At 70.9% G+C, this 19,096-nt stretch carries 18 protein-coding genes; 12 read left to right on the forward strand and 6 right to left on the reverse strand.

Translation table 11 applies throughout. The features are described from left to right. Positions 1-13: 13 nt before the first annotated feature. Positions 14-631: a hypothetical protein gene (locus tag WMR31_RS08295; protein WP_340538324.1), complete on the reverse strand. Its 618-nt coding sequence runs from the start codon at positions 629-631 to the stop codon at positions 14-16. 46 nt (positions 632-677) lie between these two features. On the opposite strand from WMR31_RS08295, the gene WMR31_RS08300 reads away from it, so the two are divergent. Then, on the forward strand, positions 678-1,343 hold the full coding sequence (locus WMR31_RS08300) for an SDR family oxidoreductase (RefSeq protein ID WP_340538325.1): 666 nt from the start codon (positions 678-680) through the stop codon (positions 1,341-1,343). A 177-nt stretch (positions 1,344-1,520) separates the two neighbouring features. Here WMR31_RS08300 and WMR31_RS08305 read toward each other — a convergent pair whose 3' ends face one another. Genes WMR31_RS08305 through WMR31_RS08315 form a run of 3 tightly spaced genes read right to left on the reverse strand, consistent with a single transcriptional unit; the run spans position 1,521 to position 3,984 of the window. Then, positions 1,521-2,480 (reverse strand): DUF2971 domain-containing protein, encoded by a 960-nt coding sequence (locus WMR31_RS08305; protein ID WP_340538326.1) that lies wholly within the window; start codon positions 2,478-2,480, stop codon positions 1,521-1,523. A gap of 5 nt (positions 2,481-2,485) precedes the next feature. Further along, positions 2,486-3,208 (reverse strand): MBL fold metallo-hydrolase, encoded by a 723-nt coding sequence (locus WMR31_RS08310; protein ID WP_340538327.1) that lies wholly within the window; start codon positions 3,206-3,208, stop codon positions 2,486-2,488. Further along, complete coding sequence (locus WMR31_RS08315) at positions 3,205-3,984, reverse strand: maleylpyruvate isomerase family mycothiol-dependent enzyme (protein ID WP_340538328.1); 780 nt, start codon at positions 3,982-3,984, stop codon at positions 3,205-3,207. The genes WMR31_RS08310 and WMR31_RS08315 overlap by 4 nt, the downstream gene beginning before the upstream one ends. Before the next feature lie 202 nt (positions 3,985-4,186). Between WMR31_RS08315 and uvrA the strand changes: the two genes are divergently transcribed. Continuing rightward, positions 4,187-7,255: an excinuclease ABC subunit UvrA gene (gene uvrA, locus WMR31_RS08320; RefSeq protein WP_340538329.1), complete on the forward strand. Its 3,069-nt coding sequence runs from the start codon at positions 4,187-4,189 to the stop codon at positions 7,253-7,255. Positions 7,256-7,378: 123 nt separating this feature from the next. Further along, positions 7,379-7,816, forward strand: coding sequence for a Rieske (2Fe-2S) protein (locus WMR31_RS08325; RefSeq protein ID WP_340538330.1), 438 nt, complete (start codon positions 7,379-7,381; stop codon positions 7,814-7,816). Here WMR31_RS08325 and WMR31_RS08330 read toward each other — a convergent pair. Continuing rightward, positions 7,736-9,112: a tetratricopeptide repeat protein gene (locus tag WMR31_RS08330; protein WP_340538331.1), complete on the reverse strand. Its 1,377-nt coding sequence runs from the start codon at positions 9,110-9,112 to the stop codon at positions 7,736-7,738. The two genes, WMR31_RS08325 and WMR31_RS08330, sit on opposite strands and share 81 nt — an antisense overlap. A 78-nt stretch (positions 9,113-9,190) precedes the next feature. Here WMR31_RS08330 and uvrC point away from each other — a divergent pair, with 78 nt between their 5' ends. The 9 genes from uvrC (at position 9,191) to WMR31_RS08375 (ending at position 18,055) form a co-directional block, all read left to right on the forward strand. Further along, positions 9,191-11,203, forward strand: a complete 2,013-nt coding sequence (gene uvrC, locus WMR31_RS08335; protein WP_340538332.1) for an excinuclease ABC subunit UvrC — start codon at positions 9,191-9,193, stop codon at positions 11,201-11,203. Next, the gene (gene rapZ / locus WMR31_RS08340) at positions 11,200-12,087 is read left to right on the forward strand and encodes an RNase adapter RapZ (protein WP_340538333.1); all 888 of its coding nucleotides are present in this window, start codon (positions 11,200-11,202) and stop codon (positions 12,085-12,087) included. The genes uvrC and rapZ overlap by 4 nt, the downstream gene beginning before the upstream one ends. Then, the gene (locus tag WMR31_RS08345; RefSeq protein WP_340538334.1) at positions 12,084-13,064 is read left to right on the forward strand and encodes a gluconeogenesis factor YvcK family protein; all 981 of its coding nucleotides are present in this window, start codon (positions 12,084-12,086) and stop codon (positions 13,062-13,064) included. The genes rapZ and WMR31_RS08345 overlap by 4 nt, the downstream gene beginning before the upstream one ends. Positions 13,065-13,186: 122 nt before the next feature. Next, the gene (whiA, locus tag WMR31_RS08350; RefSeq protein ID WP_340538335.1) at positions 13,187-14,170 is read left to right on the forward strand and encodes a DNA-binding protein WhiA; all 984 of its coding nucleotides are present in this window, start codon (positions 13,187-13,189) and stop codon (positions 14,168-14,170) included. Between the two features lie 150 nt (positions 14,171-14,320). Further along, positions 14,321-15,319 carry a type I glyceraldehyde-3-phosphate dehydrogenase gene (gap, locus tag WMR31_RS08355; RefSeq protein ID WP_340538336.1) on the forward strand — a complete coding sequence of 333 codons (999 nt, stop codon included), beginning with the start codon at positions 14,321-14,323 and terminating at the stop codon, positions 15,317-15,319. 2 nt (positions 15,320-15,321) lie between these two features. Then, positions 15,322-16,560, forward strand: coding sequence for a phosphoglycerate kinase (locus WMR31_RS08360; RefSeq protein ID WP_340538337.1), 1,239 nt, complete (start codon positions 15,322-15,324; stop codon positions 16,558-16,560). An 8-nt stretch (positions 16,561-16,568) separates the two neighbouring features. Further along, positions 16,569-17,366: a triose-phosphate isomerase gene (tpiA, locus tag WMR31_RS08365; protein ID WP_340538338.1), complete on the forward strand. Its 798-nt coding sequence runs from the start codon at positions 16,569-16,571 to the stop codon at positions 17,364-17,366. A 37-nt stretch (positions 17,367-17,403) separates the two neighbouring features. Continuing rightward, positions 17,404-17,634, forward strand: a complete 231-nt coding sequence (gene secG, locus WMR31_RS08370; protein ID WP_340538549.1) for a preprotein translocase subunit SecG — start codon at positions 17,404-17,406, stop codon at positions 17,632-17,634. 61 nt (positions 17,635-17,695) lie between these two features. After that, the gene (locus WMR31_RS08375; protein ID WP_340538339.1) at positions 17,696-18,055 is read left to right on the forward strand and encodes an RNA polymerase-binding protein RbpA; all 360 of its coding nucleotides are present in this window, start codon (positions 17,696-17,698) and stop codon (positions 18,053-18,055) included. 57 nt (positions 18,056-18,112) lie between these two features. On the opposite strand, the gene WMR31_RS08380 is transcribed toward WMR31_RS08375, so the two are convergent. After that, positions 18,113-19,063, reverse strand: coding sequence for a type IV toxin-antitoxin system AbiEi family antitoxin (locus WMR31_RS08380; protein ID WP_340538340.1), 951 nt, complete (start codon positions 19,061-19,063; stop codon positions 18,113-18,115). Between the last annotated feature and the right edge of the window lie 33 nt (positions 19,064-19,096).

Below are 19,096 nucleotides of genomic sequence, written 5' to 3' on the forward strand. Positions count from 1 at the left end.
CGGCGCGAGTCGCTCAGTCCAGGTCGTCCCAGGCGGCGTTGGTCACGTCGACGACGGAGTCGACCGGCGCGACGCCCGTCTGGACCCGGACGGTGAGCGAGCCCGAGGTGCGTTGGCAGACGACGCTCTGGATGTGGTCGTCGGGAGAGACGTCGTCGCCGCCGTCCGGCACGGGGTTGTAGCGAGCCAGGCAGGCGACCTCGCCGTCTACGGTCCGGTCGACGGTCGGGAAGGCGACGCCGAGCCGCTCGGGATCCGGGAACCCTCCCTCGGGGAGCAGTGGTCCGCTCTCGGCGGCGACCGCGGTCACTTGGTAGATCCGGTTGCTCCCGTCGTCGGTCAACCGGGTGTACTGCCGGATGTCGGCGTCGGCGCCGTCGTAGGCGTCGGACACCTGATCTTCCGCGTACCCCTGGGCCGAGCGGGTCTTGCGTATCGACTCGGCGATGACCTTGTCGTCCTCGGCACCGAGTTCGCGCTGGCCGGCGTCGCTGTCGAAGGCGTGCATGCCGTCCAGCGTGTCGGGCAGCTCGACGTCGCTGCCGCGCCGGTCGAGGGCGAAGGCGATGCCCACCGCGGCCGCCAGCACGACGACGGAGGCCACCAGGCCGAGCCAGAAGTTCCGGGTCACGCCCCGGAGCCTGCCACGTGCTCGCGCACGAGCGTAGGGTCGGGCCATGACTGAGACCGGTAACGGAAGCGTGATCGTGGCAGGTGCCGGCCCCGGGGTGAGCGGGTCGTTGGCGCGGCTCTTCGGCAGCGAAGGTCGCTCGCTCGGGCTGCTCGGAGTCGACGAGGAGGCGCTGACCGACCTCGCCATGGAGCTCAGGGAGGCTGGCGCCCACGTCCAGGCTCGCATCGTCGACCTCACCGACGACGCCGCCGCACGGGCTGCGGTGACCTCGCTCGGGGAGGCGCTCGGCCCGATCGACGTCGTGCACTTCAACCCGAGCGCGTTCCGGGAGAAGGACCCGCTCCACCTCACCCCCGACGAGCTCGCCCACGACGTTGCGCTCGGCGTCGGCTCCCTGCTCACCGTGGTGCAGGCGGCCCTTCCGTTCATGCATCCCGGGAGCCGGGTGACGGTCACCGGCAGCATGGCCGCCGACAAGCCCTGGAACCGGGCCGCCTCACTCGGCGTCCAGAAGGCCGGGCTGCGCAACCTGGTCAAGAGCCTCGACGACACCCTCGCCGAGCACGGGATCCGGGCGGTCACGCTCACCGTGAACGGCACCCTGGCCAAGGAGGGCACGTTCAGTCCCGACCAGGTCGCCGCCGCGATCCGAGCCGCGGTCGACCAGCCGGAGGCCGACTGGCAGGCCGAGGTCCCCTACGGCGACTGATCCTAGGGACCACTGATCAATGCCGGACGGCGCCAGCGCCGCCCGGGCGGCACCCTGGCGGCGTTGCCGGACGCTTGAAAGACGCCCAGTCTGCCTGGCGCGCCGGCGCCTTGCCAGGCCACCACCCGAACGACGCTGGCATCCTCCCGCATTGATCAGTGCTTCCCTGGGACGTGCCTACTCCCGGAACGGGATGCCCGAGGTGTGGATCGGCAGCGAGGGGTAGCCGTGGGCGTGCAGGGCCGACCTGAGGGTTCGTGCGCTCGCTCGCGAGTACGGCGACGGCGAGATCGCCAGAGCCCGGATCGGCAGCGGCGCCGGCTCGGTGACCACCGGTGCCTCGGTGCCGCCGGTGAGGCGCAGGTAGGGCGCGAGGCCGTAGGCGGTCGCGCGGAACCGCACCAGGCCGGGAGGCATGTCCGGGTGACCGGGCAGCACGATGCTGGAGTGCCGGGTCTCGCGCTCGTCGGCGAAGCCTTCGTGCTTGATCAGCAGGAGGGCCTGCTCCATGTCCTCGAGCAGGGTGGCGACCCCGGCCTCGATCTCGGCGCGGTCCGCACCTGCCGCGACCTCGTCGCGCACCCACTCGATCTCGTCCTTGAGGTCGTCGAAGACCGCATCGACCAGCGCCTGGCGCTCCTGGGAGGTGTAGCGGACCGGCGCCCAGCAGAGGTGGCGGATCGGCGAGGAGCCGGACGGCCGCCGGTCGGCGATCGCGGCGAGCGGGGCGTTCGGGTCGAGCCCGATCGCATACGACTCGCCGCGTCCGCCGTAGTTGCGCCACACCGCCAGGAGGTCCCAGTGCCGGGTGGCGCTCAGCACGAAGAACTCGCCGTCTGACGGTCCGGCGCCACCGGAGGACTCCTGCTGCTGGAACGCCTCGGGCGCGTCATCGCTGTGTTCGAGAAGTGCGGCGAAGAACTCGTCGGACGCGGCCCGGCGTTCGAGCTCGGCGTGCAGGGCACGCCAGCCGAGCTCGACCTCGCCGGCGTCGTTGAGGAAGCGCGACGACGTCGCCCACAACGTGTGGGAGCTCAGGATCGAGAGCAGGCCCTGGGCGTCGGTGTAGTGCCAGACGAGCCCGTCGTCGTCCGTCTCGGCGTGCTCCTCGTGCTCGTCGTGCTCGTCCTGGGCCATCGCGGCTACCAGCCGCGCTCGCGCCACTCCGTCAGCGAGCCCCGCTGCGCGCCGAGCGTGGAGTCCCCGCCGTGGCCGGGGTAGAACCAGGTGTCGTCGGGGAGGGTGCCGAAGACCTTGTGCTCGACGTCGTCGATGAGCTGGGTGAAGGCCGCGTCGTCGCCGAACGTGCCCCCGACGCCGCCCGGGAACAGCGTGTCGCCGGTGAACAGGTGCCGGCTGACGACGGTGTCGCCGCCGCCGCCGTCGGAGTCTGCGACGTGCGGGTCGCGGTAGACGAGGGCCACCGAGCCGGGGGTGTGCCCGGCGATCGCGATCACGTCGAGGGTGCAGTCGCCCACCTGCACCGTGTCGCCGTCGCCGACGGTCCGGGTGACCGGGACGCCGGTCTGCTCGGTGATCGCGGCGGCGTCCGGGGCGCCGGCGATCACCTCGGCGCCGGTGGCCGCGACGACGTCGGCGAGGGCACGGTGGTGGTCCCAGTGCTGATGGGTGGTGACCACCGCGCTGAGACCGGCCTCGCCGATGAGGGGGAGCAGGGTCTCGGCGGAGTCGGCGGCATCGATGAGCACCTGGTCGCCGGTGTGCTTGCACCGCAGGAGGTAGCAGTTGTTGCTCATCTTCTCGTCGACGGCGACCTTGGTGATGGTCAGGTCGCCGAGCTCGCGGACGTCGGCGCCGCCGCCGACCGTCACGTCTCCGGTGTAGTCGCCGCTCTGGTCCGTCATGATGCTCCGATCCTCGGGAGGGTGCCGTCGGTGGTGAGGCCTTCGCCGTCGCCGCGTCCGGTGAGCCACCAGCCGAGGTCGGCGGCGGTCCCGGACACGATGGGCGTGCCGGGTCCAGCCTGCCAGGTGCGCCCGAGGTCGGTCGCGACCAGCGTCGCCGGGACGCGCTCCGCGTGCCGCCCGAGCAGGACGCAGCGGAACGAGTCGGGCCAGTCGGTGCGGTGATAGCCGGCGTCGAGGTCGGCGTGGTGGATCTCCACCTCGTGCCAGCGCATCGCCATCACCTGACCGGCGACGAAGACCTGCGCGCGATCCGGCGTCCGCGGGATCTCGGTCTCCAGCGCATCACATGGCAGCGCGCCCAGTGCCTCGGCGAGCACCGTGGTGCTCCCGAGCAGTCGGCTGCGCAGCTCGGTGGGGGAGGACCCGGCGAGGTCCTCGATGTCGGCATCGCGACTCTCGTCGGAGTCGTACATCGCGACCTCCTCGGCGGCGAGGACGCCACGGACGGCCCGGGCGAGGGCCTCGGCGTTGAGGGCCAGGTGCGCGACGACGTGAGCCCGCGACCAGCCGGGCAGCAGCGAGGGCTCGGCGTAGGCGCGGTCGGCCAGGGCGTCGACGCTGCGGACCAAGCGCGTCGTCGCGGCGTGGAGGGCGCCCTCCAGTCCCGGGTTTCTGCCGGGCTGCGGCTCGACTGCGCGCTCCGGACCCGGTGGGTGATCAGGCCCGAGATCGGCTCGACATGAGGTCCCGAGATCGGCGATGACGACGCTCATGGAAGTCATCGTGCGCCACCGAGGGCGGTCCCCGGCGGCGCCGCACCGCGCCGGGGTCGATCCGCTCGCATTCGGGACTGTCGGTGCCGCCACCTACGCTGGTCCGGTCGGCGCGGCGACTTGCCTGCGCCGGGGCCGTTGGCGAACACTTGTTCGAACGATCACGGCCCTGCTTGATATCTCTCTCGACCCAGGAACCTCAGTGGCTGACCAGCTCATCATCCGCGGCGCGCGCGAGCACAACCTCAAGGACGTCTCGATCGACCTCCCGCGAGACTCGCTCATCGTCTTCACCGGACTGTCCGGCTCGGGCAAGTCGTCCTTGGCGTTCGACACGATCTTCGCCGAGGGGCAGCGCCGCTACGTCGAGTCCCTCTCCGCCTACGCCCGACAGTTCCTCGGTCAGATGGACAAGCCCGACGTCGACTTCATCGAGGGGCTCTCGCCGGCGGTCTCGATCGACCAGAAGTCCACCTCGCGCAACCCTCGGTCCACGGTCGGCACCATCACCGAGGTCTACGACTACCTGCGTCTCCTCTTCGCCCGCGCCGGACGCCCGCACTGCCCGACCTGTGGCGCGCCGATCGAGCGGCAGACGCCGCAGCAGATCGTCGACCGCGTCCTCGCCCTGGAGGAGGGGGCCCGGTTCCAGGTGCTCGCGCCGGTCATCCGGGGCCGCAAGGGCGAGTACGTCGAGCTGTTCAAGCAGCTGCAGGCGCAGGGCTTCTCCCGCGCCCGGGTCAACGGCGAGACCTACACCCTCGACGAGCCGCCGAAGCTCGACAAGCAGAAGAAGCACACCATCGAGGTCGTCGTCGACCGGCTCGCGGTTAAGGAGTCCTCCAAGCGCCGGCTCACCGACTCGGTCGAGACCGCCCTCAACCTCGCCGGCGGGCTGGTGGTGTTCGACTTCGTCGATCGCGACGCTAAGGACTCCGAGCGGGAGCTGAAGTTCAGCGAGAAGATGTCGTGCCCCAACGACCACCCGATCGACACCGACGACCTCGAGCCGCGCTCGTTCTCCTTCAACTCCCCGTTCGGCGCCTGCCCGGTCTGCTCCGGTCTGGGCACCCGGATGGAGGTCGATCCCGAGCTGGTGGTCCCCGACTCCACCGCCACGCTCGCCGAGGGCGCCATCCAGCCGTGGAGCCACGCTCACGTGGCCGACTATTTCCTCAAGCTGATGGAGGCGCTCGGCCGCGACGTCGGCTTCGACCTCGACACGCCCTGGGAGGACCTCCCTCCCGCGGCCCGCAAGGTGATCCTCGACGGCCAGCGCGCCAAGGTGCACGTCGTCGCTCGCAACCGCTACGGCCGCGAGCGCGCCTACTACGCCCAGTTCGAGGGCGTGCGCTCCTACGTCGAGCGCCGCCACCGCGAGGCCGAGAGCGACACCAGCAGGGAGCGCTTCGAGGGCTACATGCGCGAGGTCCCGTGCCCCGCGTGCGACGGCAGCCGGCTCAAGCCGGTCTCGATGGCCGTCACCCTCGGCGGCCGCAACATCGCCGAGATCTGCCGGCTGCCCATCAACGAGACCAGCGAGTTCCTCGCCGACCTCGACCTCACCCCGCGCGAGCGGCAGATCGGCGAGCGGGTGCTCAAGGAGATCCAGGAGCGCCTGCAGTTCCTCCTCGACGTCGGGCTCGACTACCTCTCCCTCGACCGGCCGTCCGGCTCGCTCTCGGGGGGCGAGGCGCAGCGGATCCGCCTGGCCACCCAGATCGGCGCCGGCCTGGTCGGCGTCCTCTACGTCCTCGACGAGCCCTCCATCGGCCTGCACCAGCGCGACAACCAGCGGCTGATCGAGACCCTGGTGCGGCTCAAGGACCTGGGCAACACCCTCATCGTCGTCGAGCACGACGAGGACACGATCAAGGTCGCCGACTGGGTCGTCGACATCGGTCCCGGCGCCGGCGAGCACGGCGGCCAGGTCGTGCACTCCGGGCCGGTGGCCGAGCTGCTGAGCCACGCCGACTCGATGACCGGGCAGTACCTCTCCGGCCGCCGCGAGATCCCGGTCCCGGAGATCCGCCGCCCGCGCACGGTCGGCCGCGAGCTGCGGGTGCACGACGCGCACGAGAACAACCTCAAGCACGTCGACGTCGCGTTCCCGCTCGGCATGTTCGTCGCGGTCACCGGCGTGTCCGGGTCGGGCAAGTCCACGCTGGTCAACGACATCCTCTACACCTCGCTGGCCAAGACGATCTACCGCGCGCGCACCGTGCCCGGACGGCACCAGAAGATCACCGGCCTCGAGCACGTCGACAAGGTCATCCACGTCGACCAGTCGCCGATCGGTCGCACGCCGCGCTCGAACCCGGCCACCTACACCGGTGTCTTCGACCACATCCGCAAGCTCTTCGCATCCACCCCGGAGGCGAAGATGCGCGGCTACCTCCAGGGCAGGTTCTCCTTCAACGTCAAGGGCGGCCGCTGTGAGGCGTGCGCCGGCGACGGGACGATCAAGATCGAGATGAACTTCCTGCCCGACGTCTACGTGCCGTGCGAGGTCTGCCACGGCGCCCGCTACAACCGCGAGACGCTCGAGGTGCACTACAAGGGCAAGACGATCGCCGAGGTCCTCGACATGCCGATCGAGGAGGCCGTCGAGTTCTTCGCCGCGGTCCCGGCGATCGCGCGGCACCTGAAGACCCTGGTGGAGGTCGGCCTGGGCTACGTCCGCCTCGGCCAGCCCGCCACCACGCTCTCGGGTGGCGAGGCGCAGCGGGTCAAGCTGTCCGCGGAGCTGCAGAAGCGCTCCACCGGCCGCACCGTCTACGTGCTCGACGAGCCGACCACCGGCCTGCACTTCGAGGACATCCGCAAGCTGCTGCTCGTGCTCGGCCGCCTGGTCGACGCCGGCAACACCGTGTTGGTCATTGAGCACAACCTCGACGTCATCAAGACCGCCGACTGGCTCATCGACATGGGTCCCGAGGGTGGCTCGCGCGGCGGGATGGTCGTTGCGGAGGGCACGCCCGAGATGGTCGCGGCCGACCCCGGCAGCTACACCGGCCAGTTCCTGGCGCCCTTGCTCGAGGGCCGGGAGGCCGCCCAGCCGGCGCGGCCCAAGCCGGCCGAGGAGGCACCGGTGAGGAAGGCGCCCGCCAAGAAGACCGCTGCCAAGACGACCACCGCGAAGAAGGCCGCTGCCAAGAAGACGGCAACCAAGAAGGCCACCGCGAAGAAGACCGCCAAGAAGACGACTGCCAAGAAGACGGCTGCGAGGCGAACCACCAAGAAGGCCGGCGCGACGCGGACGGCGAAGTAGCCCGGGATTCTCATTCTCCTCTCATCCCCGGGGCGGGGCAGCGACGTAGTGTGCTCTTCAACTACCTGGGCTCAGCGCCTGTCCGAACCACCCAGCCAGCACCCAGCAATCGAGGAGCCGATCGTGACTGAACCCCTGACCGGACGGCCCACCCGACGGATCGTGTTCAAGGGGCTCGGCGCCCTCGGTGTGGCAGCGGCGCTGGCCGGCTGCGGCGGCGGGGACGACGACTCTGCCAAGGACGGGGGCGGGAGCACGCCCGAGCCCGACTCCGGAGCGTTCCTGGCCTCGACGTCCGAGGTGCCGGTCGATGGCGGGATCATCCTCGCCGACCAGAAGATCGTGCTGACCCAGCCGACCGAGGGGACCTTCGAGGCGTTCTCCGCGGTGTGCACCCACCAGGGGGCCGTCCTCGACGCCGTCGACGCGCAAGGCATCCGCTGCCCGCTGCACGGCAGCCGGTTCTCGATCTCGGACGGCTCAGTGGTGGACGGCCCCGCCACGGTGGCGCTGCCCGCGGTGGAGATCAAGGTCGAGGGCGACCAGATCCTGGCGGTCTGACCCACGCCCCGCAGCCGACGGCTCGGGGCAGCTGGCACGCCAGGCCCGGTCGCGCGGCGAGGCACGCCGGTCCAGGCGCGCGTCGAGCAGCTCGCGTGCCTCGTCCCACCGGTCGGCACGGATGAGGGCCGCGATGCGCACCTCCTCGACCAGTTCGCGCTGGGCATCCGAGCCGCCCACCCGGCGTACCGACCCGGCGAGCGCAGCCAGGGCGCTCGCGCCGGCCGATGCCCGGCCGGCGTGGAGGAGCCCGAGCGCCCTGGCCAGCGGTGCGACCACCTCGCGGTGCGTGGGGTGGCTGTGCCCCTGCGTCCACTCGGCGAGAGCGGTGAGTCCGGCGCCGTCGCCCAGGGCGAGCAGCGCCACCGCGGCGTGCATGCCGAGGAAGGGCGTGGCCGGGCGGAGCAGGACGTCGCGGCCGACGGCGGTGGCGACACCGGTGAGTCCCGGGACCGACTCGGCGCCGGGGGAGAGGGCCCAGCGCACCAGGAGGGACCCGGAGTCGACCAGTGAGCGGCAGCCGGTGGCGTGCTCGGGCCGGAGCTGGGTGTCGTAGCGGCGGCGGACGGCGTCGAGGTCGCCCAGCGACATCTCGTGCATCGCGGCGTGCCAGGAGAAGTGGGTGAGGCTCTCGGTACGGGCGCCGTCGCCGAGCACCCAGTCGTCCATCCAGGTCAGGCCGGCGACATGGTCGCCGGTCTCGTAGTGCACGTGGGCGCGGGCGTGGGCCGAGTGCCCGGCATCGGGTTGCTCGGCCAGCGAGCGACAGGAGAGCTCGTAGGCCTCCTCGAAGCGCCCCTGCTCCTGCCGCACGAAGGCGAGGAGACCGGCGTACCACCAGTCGTCGCCGTAGGCCGGGCCGGCGCCCTCGACGATCGCCCAGGCCTGCTCCGGAACCTCGGTGACCCCGGCGAAGGCGATCGTCGGCACAGCGGCCGAGAGCAGCAGTGCGTCGACGGGGTACTCCTCCAGGTGTCGCACCATCGGGCCCCCGTCCCCGCGCAGATGGGCCAGGACGGCGGCGACGTGGCTCTGCTCGCGAGCGGTGCCGAGGTGGGCCCAGCGTTCGGCGTCCCGCATCCGGGCCGCCAGGTCGACCTCGACGCACAGGTCGTGGCCCACCAGGGCGAGTGCGGCATGGCCGAGCGCGAACCGGGGATCGAACACGATCGCGGTGGCGAACGCGTCGGCGGCCCCGGCGCGGAGGCTGAGGACGCCGTCCAGGCCGCGCCGGTACTCGCGGGCGGCGTCGGCTCCCGTGCTCAGCGAGAGGCCATAGCGATCACGTGCGGTCATAGAAAACAGAGTAAGTGACATCAGTTAATCGACAAATGCAGGCGCGCCGCTGTCCGTGGTGCTCCGTAGGGTTGAGTCGTGGCCAGCCGACGACCCACCCGCACCCCGCGCACGACGCGGGGGCCTCTGTCGTACCGCCCCGAGCCCGGCTCGATCCCGACCGACCCGGGCGTCTACCGGTTTCGCGACCCTCGTGGCCGGGTGATCTACGTCGGCAAGGCCAAGAACCTGCGCGCGCGGCTCTCGTCGTACTTCCAGGACATCGGCAACCTGCACCAGCGCACCGCCGCGATGGTCACCACCGCCGCGAGCGTCGAGTGGACCGTGGTGAAGACCGAGGTGGAGGCACTCCAGCTCGAGTACTCCTGGATCAAGGAGTTCGACCCGCGGTTCAACGTCAAGTACCGCGACGACAAGTCCTATCCGTGGCTCGCGGTCACCGTGGGCGAGGAATACCCACGCGTGATGGTCGGGCGCGGCGCCAAGCGCAAGGGCACCCGCTACTTCGGCCCCTATAGCCACGCCTGGGCCATCCGCGAGACCGTCGACATCCTGCTCCGGGTCTTCCCGATGCGCTCGTGCAGCAATGGCGTGTTCAAGCGGTCCTCCCAGATCGGTCGCCCCTGCCTGCTCGGCTACATCGGCAAGTGCGTGGCGCCGTGCGTCGGCGAGGTCACCGCCGAGGAGCACCGAGCGATCGTCGACGACTTCTGCGACTTCATGGCCGGCCACACCAGGCCGTTCATCCGCCGCATCGAGAAGGAGATGTACGCCGCCTCCGACGCCCTCGACTTCGAGAAGGCCGCCCGGCTGCGCGACGACCTCGGTGCCATGCAGCGGGCGCTGGAGAAGCAGGCCGTCGTGCTCGGCGACGGCGCCGACGTCGACGTCATCGCGCTGGCCGAGGACCCGCTCGAGGTCGCGGTCCAGATCTTCTACGTGCGCGGTGGCCGGATCCGCGGCCAACGCGGCTGGGTGGCCGATCGGGTCACCGACGGCGACACCGCCGAGCTGGTCGAGGACTTCCTCCTCCAGCTCTACGGCGGACCCGACCCCGACACCATCGCCGACAGCATGCCCCGCGAGATCCTCGTGCCCGAGCTCCCGCCCGACGCCACGACCTTCGAGACGCTCTTCAGCGACCTGAAGGGCAGCAAGGTGCAGATCCGGGTGCCCCAGCGCGGCGACAAGAAGGCGCTGCAGGAGACCGTCGCCACCAACGCCAAGCAGTCCCTGGCCCTGCACAAGACCAAGCGGGCCAGCGACCTCACCACCCGCAACCGCGCCCTGGAGGAGATCCGGGAGGCCCTCGACCTCGACGAGGCGCCGCTGCGCATCGAGTGCTACGACGTCTCCAACCTCCAAGGCACCGAGGTGGTCGCCTCGATGGTCGTCTTCGAGGACGGACTGGCCCGCAAGAGCGAGTACCGGCGGTTCGTCATCAAGTCGGTCGACGGCCAGAACGACGTCGCCTCCATGCACGAGGTCATCACCCGACGCTTCCGCCGGCTGCTCGACGAGCAGGCCGACTCCGAGACCCGCGTCACCGAGAGCGGCCCGATGCTGGTCGACCCCGAGACCGGCCGCCCGCGCAAGTTCGCCTACGCGCCGGGACTGGTCGTCGTCGACGGCGGCCCGCCCCAGGTGGCGGCGGCCAAGCAGGCGCTCGACCAGCTCGGCATCGACGACATCCCGGTCGTCGGTCTCGCCAAGCGGCTCGAGGAGGTGTGGCTGCCCGACGAGGAGGACCCGGTGATCCTCGCGCGCTCCTCCGAGGGGCTCTACCTGCTGCAGCGCGTCCGCGACGAGGCGCACCGGTTCGCCATCACCCACCACCGCGGGCGCCGCTCCAAGACGATGGTCGAGAGCATGCTCGACGACGTCCCCGGACTCGGCGAGGTGCGGCGCAAGACCCTGCTCAAGCACTTCGGCTCGCTGAAGAAGCTGCGCGAGGCCGACGTCGCCGACATCGCGCAGGTGCCCGGGATCGGGCCGCGCACCGCCGAGGCGATCAAGGACGCGGTGGAGCAGGCCGCGGCGACCAGCAAGACTGTCTCGGTCAACACCGCGACAGGAGAGATCACCGAATGAACGAAGCCAACCGCGCCGCCGCGGACGGCCAGGGCGAGGTCGTGGTCGTCACCGGGATGACCGGCGCCGGCCGCAGCACGGCCGCCAAGGAGCTGGAGGACCTCGGCTACTTCGTGGTCGACAACCTGCCGCCGAGCCTGCTGCCCGACATCGTCCGGCTGGTCGACGAGACCCAGGGGAGGGCGCAACCGGTCGCCGTCGTCATCGACGTGCGCTCGGGGTCGTTCTTCGGCACCCTGCGCAGCCTGCTCGCCCAGGGCGCCACCGGCCGCCGCACCACCTTGCTGTTCCTCGACGCCGCCGACGAGGTCCTGGTCCGCCGGCAGGAGGCGGTGCGCCGGCCCCACCCCCTGCAGGCCTCGGGCCGGCTCCTCGACGGACTCACCCGCGAGCGACGCGCGCTCGCCGAGCTCCGTGCGGTGGCCGACCTGGTCATCGACACCACCTCGCTCAACGTGCACCAGCTCACCAACCGGGTGGCCGAGGCCTTCGGCACCCCGGACTCCACGGCGCTGAAGGTCAACGTGATCAGCTTCGGGTTCAAGTACGGCATCCCGATCGACGCCGACTTCGTGGCCGACATGCGGTTCCTCCCCAACCCGTTCTGGGTCCCCGAGCTGCGCAACAACACCGGTCGCGACGCCGACGTCGCCGAGTACGTGCGCTCGCGGCCCGGTGCCGAGGAGTTCCTCGAGGGCTACCTTCCGGTCCTCACCGGCGTCGCCGAGGGCTACCTGCGTGAGGGCAAGCGCTTCATGCGGGTCGCGATCGGCTGCACCGGCGGCAAGCACCGCAGCGTCGCGATGACCGAGGAGATCGCGCGCCGTCTGGTCGAGGCCGGGCTCGACGCCAAGCCGGTCCACCGCGACCTGGGGCGGGAGTGAGCGCGCCGCTGCGCGCGCAGGCGACGGTCGCCTTCGGCGGCGGCCACGGCCTGCACGCCACGCTGACGGCGCTGCGGATGCTGGTCGACGACCTCGCCGTCGACGACCTCACCGCCATCGTCACCGTCGCCGACAACGGCGGCTCGTCGGGTCGGCTGCGCGGCGAGTTCAACGTGCTCCCACCCGGCGACCTGCGGATGGCGCTGGCGGCGCTGTGCGGCTCCGACACCTGGGGCGATACCTGGGCCCGGGTGCTCCAGCACCGGTTCCAGGGGCACGGCGAGATGCGCGGCCACGTCGTCGGCAACCTGCTGATCGTGGGCCTGTGGGAGCTGCTCGGGGATCCCGTCGACGCACTCGACTGGGTGGGACGCCTGCTCGGCGCCAAGGGGCGGGTGCTGCCGATGGCGCTGGCGCCGATGGACATCCGCGCCGAGGTCCGCGGCCTGGTGCCCGGCGACCCCGACGCGCTCACCACGGTCCGCGGCCAGGTGCAGGTCGCCACCACCGAGGGCGTCATCACCTCGGTCGACCTCGAGCCGCCCGACCCGCCGGTCAGCGAGGTCGCCCTCGCCAAGATCGCCGAGGCCGACTGGGGGTTCATCGGTCCGGGGTCCTGGTTCTCCTCGGTCATCCCGCACGTGCGGGTGCCGGCGTTGCGCGAGGCGATGGTCAACACCGATGCGCGACTCGTGGTGGTCCTCAACCTGGAGGAGCAGCAGGGCGAGACCGGGGGCTTCGGTCCGGCCGACCATCTCGCCGTCCTCTTCGAGCACGCGCCGGGCCTGCAGATCCACACCGTCCTCGCCGACGCGGCCAACCTCTCCGACGAGCAGCGTCTCGACCTCCACCGCGCCGCCACCGACGCGGGCGCCCGGCTGGTCGTCGACGACGTCGCCCGCGACGACGGCACCCCCCGTCACGACCCCGCCAAGCTCGCCGCCGCCTTCGCCCGCATCATCGACACCGCCGACTGACCGCGAGTCGGCGCGAGTCGGCGCGAGTCGGTGTGAGTCGGCGTGTCGAGACGACGACGCGGCGTCGGGGAGCGGTCGGGGCGTCGTCGAGGGTGATTGACCAGCGTGGAAGACTCGCCCCCATGGCGATGACGGCTCAGGTGAAGGCGGAGCTCGCCAACACCCAGATCACCAAGACCTGCTGTCGCAAGGCCGAGGTTGCCACCACGCTGCGCTTCGCCGGCGGCCTGCACATCGTGAGCGGCAAGATCGTCGTGGAGGCCGAGCTCGACACCGGCGCCGCGGCCCGGCGGCTGCGCCGCGACATCGACGAGGTCTACGGCCACAAGTCCGACGTCGTCATGGTGCAGGGGAACGGGCTGCGCAAGGGGAGCCGCTACCTGGTCCGCGTCGTGCGCGACGGCGAGTCGCTGGCCCGGCAGACCGGGCTGCTCGACCAGCGTGGCCGGCCGGTGCGCGGGCTGCCGCCCGCCGTCGTCTCGGGCGGTGCCTGCGACGCGGTCGCCGCCTGGCGCGGCGCCTTCCTGGCCCACGGCTCACTGACCGAGCCGGGCCGGTCCTCGTCCTTGGAGGTCACCTGCCCGGGACCGGACGCCGCGCTGGCCCTGGTCGGCATGGCCCGGCGGCTCGGGATCCAGGCCAAGTCGCGCGAGGTGCGTGGAGTCGACCGGGTGGTCATCCGAGACGGCGACGCCATCGGTCAGCTGCTCACCCGGCTCGGTGCCCACGAGACCCTGCTCGCCTGGGAGGAACGGCGGATGCGGCGCGAGGTCCGCGCCACGGCCAACCGGCTCGCCAACTTCGACGACGCCAACCTGCGCCGCTCCGCACGTGCGGCCGTGGCCGCCGGCGCCCGGGTCGAGCGCGCGATGGAGATCCTCGGCGACGAGGTGCCCGACCACCTCAAGCTCGCCGGGTCGCTGCGGCTCGAGCACAAGCAGGCCTCGCTCGAGGAGCTCGGTCAGCTCCACGACCCCGTGCTCACCAAGGACGCGATCGCCGGCCGCATCCGCCGGCTGCTCGCCATGGCCGACAAGCGCGCAGAGGAGCTCGGCGTGCCCGACACCGAGGCCTCGCTGACCGCCGACATGCTCGCCGACGACTGACCCGGCGCCGGGGGTCCGACCCGGGTTCACCCGCGGCTCGCGGTTACCCGCACGTACGCCGGTCTGGATGTCGGCGGAGCACGCTCGGCTTGTAGGCTCGCGGTGCATCGTCCGTCGTGTATCCAGTCGAGCATTCAGGAGCAGATCGCAGTGACCGTTCGCGTAGGAATCAACGGCTTCGGCCGCATCGGCCGCAACTTCTTCCGGGCCGTGCGCGCCTCGGACCTCGACATCGAGATCGTGGCGATCAACGACCTCACCGACAACGCCTCGCTGGCCCACCTGCTGAAGTACGACTCGATCCTCGGTCGCCTCGACGCAGACGTCACCTCCACCGACGACGCCATCATCGTCGACGGCAAGGAGATCAAGGCGTTCGCCGAGCGCGACCCCGCCAACCTCAAGTGGGGCGAAAACGACGTCGACGTCGTGATCGAGTCCACCGGCTTCTTCACCGACGCCAACAAGGCGCGCGCGCACGTCGACCAGGGCGGCGCCAAGAAGGTCATCATCTCCGCCCCGGCGACCAACGAGGACGTCACCATCGTGATGGGCGTCAACGAGGGCGACTACGACCCGAAGACCGACACGGTCATCTCCAACGCCTCCTGCACCACCAACTGCCTGGCCCCGATGGCCAAGGTGCTCAACGACGAGTTCGGCATCGTCAAGGGCCTGATGACCACGGTCCACGCCTACACCGCCGACCAGAACCTGCAGGACAACATCCACAAGGACCTGCGCCGGGCGCGCGCCGCCGCGCTCAACATCGTGCCCACCTCCACCGGCGCCGCGAAGGCCATCGGCCTGGTGCTGCCCGAGCTCAAGGGCAAGCTCGACGGCTACGCGCTCCGGGTGCCCGTCCCCACCGGCTCGGCCACCGACCTCACCTTCGAGGCCGGCCGCGACACCACCGTCGAGGAGGTCAACGCGGTGGTCAAGGCCGCCGCCGACGGCCGCGTCCTGCGGTACTCCACCGACCCGATCGTCTCCAGCGACATCGTCACCGACCCGGCCTCGTGCATCTTCGACGCGCCGCTGACCAAGGTCAACGGCAACCTGGTGAAGGTCGTCGGCTGGTACGACAACGAGTGGGGCTACTCCAACCGCCTCGCCGACCTCACCGCGCTCGTCGGCGCCGAGCTCTGAGGATGGGGGAGTACGCCGGGCTGGGCGACGTCCGAGGCAAGCGGGTCCTGGTCCGCTCCGACCTCAACGTCCCGCTCGATGGTCCCGACGATGCGTTGGTGATCACCGACGACGGCCGGATCCGCGCGAGCGTGCCGACGATCCAGGCGCTGTCCGACGCCGGCGCGCGGGTGATCGTCACCGCGCACCTCGGTCGCCCGAAGGGCGCCCCGGAGGCGCGCTTCTCGCTCGCTCCGGTGGCCCGGCGGCTCGGTGAGCTCCTCGGGAAGCCGGTCGCGTTCGCCGAAGACACCGTCGGGGAGTCGGCGCGGGCGGCGGTCGCGGCGCTCGAGGACGGCGACGTCGTCGTCCTGGAGAACGTGCGGTTCAACCCGGGGGAGACCAGCAAGGACGACGCCGAGCGCAGCGCCTTCGCCGACCAGCTCGCCGACCTCGCCGACGCCTTCGTCTCCGACGGATTCGGCGTGGTGCACCGCAAGCAGGCCAGCGTCTACGACGTCGCCCAGCGGCTCCCGCACGCGATGGGCAGCCTGGTGGGCACCGAGATCGAGGTCCTTCGCAGGCTCACCGCCGACCCCGAGCGGCCCTACGTCGTCGTCCTCGGCGGCTCGAAGGTCTCCGACAAGCTCGGCGTGATCGACAACCTGCTCAGCAAGGCCGACAAGCTCCTCATCGGCGGCGGGATGGTGTTCACCTTCCTCAAGGCCCAGGGCCACGAGGTCGGCAAGAGCCTGCTGGAGGAGGACCAGGTCGAGACCTGCCGCTCCTACCTCCAGCGCGCGGCCGAGTCGGGCGTGCAGATCCTGCTGCCGGTCGACGTCGTGGTCGACACCGAGTTCCCCGGCGGCGAGCGGGCGCCCGCACCCCAGGTCGTGGCGGCCGACCAGATCCCGGCCGACTCGCTCGGACTCGACATCGGACCGGCCTCCGCGGCCGAGTTCAGCTCGGCGCTGTCCGATGCCCGCACCGTGTTCTGGAACGGTCCGATGGGCGTCTTCGAGACCCCTGAGTTCTCCGCCGGCACCCGAGCCGTGGCGCAGGCCCTGATCGACGTCACCGAGCGTGGCGGCCTCTCGGTCGTCGGCGGCGGCGACTCCGCTGCCGCCGTCCGTGCTCTCGGCTTCGACGAGACGGCCTTCGGTCACATCTCCACCGGCGGCGGCGCCAGCCTCGAGTACCTCGAGGGCAAGGAGCTTCCCGGAATCACCGTCCTCGAGACGTCAGACAGCACCAAGGACTAGGACTCGGCATGGCAAAGCCCACCCGCACGCCGCTGATGGCGGGCAACTGGAAGATGAACCTGAACCACCAGGAGGCGGTGGTCCTGGTGCAGAAGCTGGCCTGGACCCTGTCCGACAAGCGGCACGACCACGCCGCCGTCGAGGTCGTGGTGATCCCGCCGTTCACCGACCTGCGCTCGGTCCAGACGCTCGTCGACGGCGACCGCCTCGCCGTCAAGTACGGCGCGCAGGACGTCTCGGCCCACGAGTCCGGCGCCTACACCGGCGAGATCTCGGCCGCGATGCTCGCCAAGCTCGGCTGCTCCTACGTCATCGTCGGTCACTCCGAGCGCCGCGAGCACCACAACGAGAGCGACGAGGTCGTCAGCGCCAAGGCGCACGCCACCGTCGATGCCGGCATGACGCCCATCGTGTGCGTGGGCGAGGGCCTCGAGGTCCGCCAGGCCGGCGAGCAGGTGCCGTACACGATGGCGCAGGTGGTGGGCTCGCTCGCCGGCTTCACGCCCGAGCAGGTCGCGGATCTCGTCATCGCCTACGAGCCCGTCTGGGCCATCGGCACCGGCGAGGTCGCGACGCCCGAGGACGCGCAGGAGGTCTGCCAGGCCATCCGCGCGCAGATCCGGGAGGACTTCGGCGACGCCGCCGCCGACGGCGTCCGGATCCTGTACGGCGGCTCGGTCAAGGCCTCCAACGTCGCCGGCATCATGGCTCAGCCCGACGTTGACGGCGCGCTGGTCGGCGGCGCGAGCCTGCAGGCGGACGAGTTCGGCGGAATCTGCCGCTACTACGACATGCCGACGCTGTGACAACGGCCCTCCTGACGTAGGATTCCTGCTCGTGAACGTGGAACTGATCCTCACCGTCCTGTTGCTGCTGGCCAGCGGGCTCATGATCTTGCTGGTGCTGCTGCACAAGGGGCGGGGCGGCGGCCTCTCCGACATGTTCGGAGGCGGCGTGTCGAGCTCGCTCGGCGGCTCCTCGGTGGCCGAGCGCAACCTCGACCGCTTCACGATCGGCACCGGCGTCATCTGGTTCGCCTGCGTCATCGCCCTGGGTCTCGTCAAGGCATACTGACCGCACCCGCGGCACTCGCACGGCACCCGCATCACCCCGGATCGAACGAGGAGTCAGACACATGGCAGGTGGAGGAAACGCGATTCGCGGCAGTCGGGTCGGCGCCGGCCCGATGGGTGAGGCGGAGCGGGGCGAGGCCGCCCCGCGTCAAGCCGTCACCTACTTCTGCTCCCACGAGCACCGCTCGGTGATCACCTTCGCGGTCGAGGCCGTCGTCCCCGAGTCCTGGGACTGCCCCAAGTGCGGCCTTCCGGCCTCCCTCGACTCCGAGAACCCGCCCCCGGCGCCCAAGATCGAGCCCTACAAGACCCACCTCGCCTACGTGAAGGAGCGCCGCTCCGACAAGGAGGCCGAGGTCATCCTCGACGAGGCCATCCAACTCCTCCGCACCCGCCGCAAGTCCGGCGAGATCATCTTCTGACTGTTTCTTTTTCGCCGAGTCGGCACTTCTGCTAAGCAGAAGTGCCGACTCGGCGTTCTAGGACCGAGCCAGCGCGGCCGCGTAGCCCTGTCTGAGCAGTTGCTCGACATTGACCCTGCGCCCGAACACGTGGGTCTTGTCGAAGACGTCGACCTGCCAGTCGTCGTAGGCCAGTCCGGTGCGTCGGGTGTGGTCGTGGTTGATCTGTTCGGTGGACGAGTGCCACTCCTCGCCGTCGTACTCGGCGGCGTAGCGGACCTTCTCGCAGGCGAGGTCGACGATGCCCAGCAGGACGCCGTCGCGGCGGATCGCGACCTGGAGCTCGGGGCTGGGGAGACCGGCGTCGATCCACCGCAGGCGGAGGCAGGACTCGCCCGGCGAGGCCGCCAGCGGGTCGGCGAGCGGACCCAGCTCGCGTAGCCGGGTGACCCAGCGCATCCCGCGGAATCGGGGGATCCCGGCGAGGAACTCCTCCCTGTCGAACCCACCGATGCGGAACATCTGGTCCAGACACGACAGGGACGCGTCGCGGGAGCGTTGCCGTCCCAGATCCCAGGCGGTGCGGAGCCTGGTGGTCACTCGGACGCCGTCGACGACCATGATCTCGCTGGGGCGCAGGTTCCGCTCACCGCTGTCGGCCAGCTCTCGGCGCAGCCGCCCTCGGCCGGCCGGACGAAACACCGAGATCGGACGAAGGACCTGGTTCTCGCCCGGCGCCAGGATCATGTCGGCCCCGTGGAGCCATCCGGCATGACGATCGCACACGACGTAGTCGTCAGGGACGATCAGGGAGAGGCTCTCGGCTCGCAGCCGGACCGAGTCGCCTGCCTGGGTGGCCAGGCAGACACCCCGCACCGGATGCCGGATCAGTCCGGCGTCGATGAGCCGACTCAGGTTGTAGCGGGTGACCCCCGCCGCTTCGGCCATCGAAACGGTGAACGGGTGATCCAGTGGCAGCGGGAAGTCGTCGTCGAGGTGGGACCGGGTCAACAGGTGGTCGATGCGCATACGGCCTGCTGCCCGCCGCCGCATCAGCTCAAT

Source organism: Nocardioides epinepheli, assembly GCF_037936805.1.
In the GTDB taxonomy this organism is placed as follows: Bacteria; Actinomycetota; Actinomycetes; order Propionibacteriales; family Nocardioidaceae; genus Nocardioides.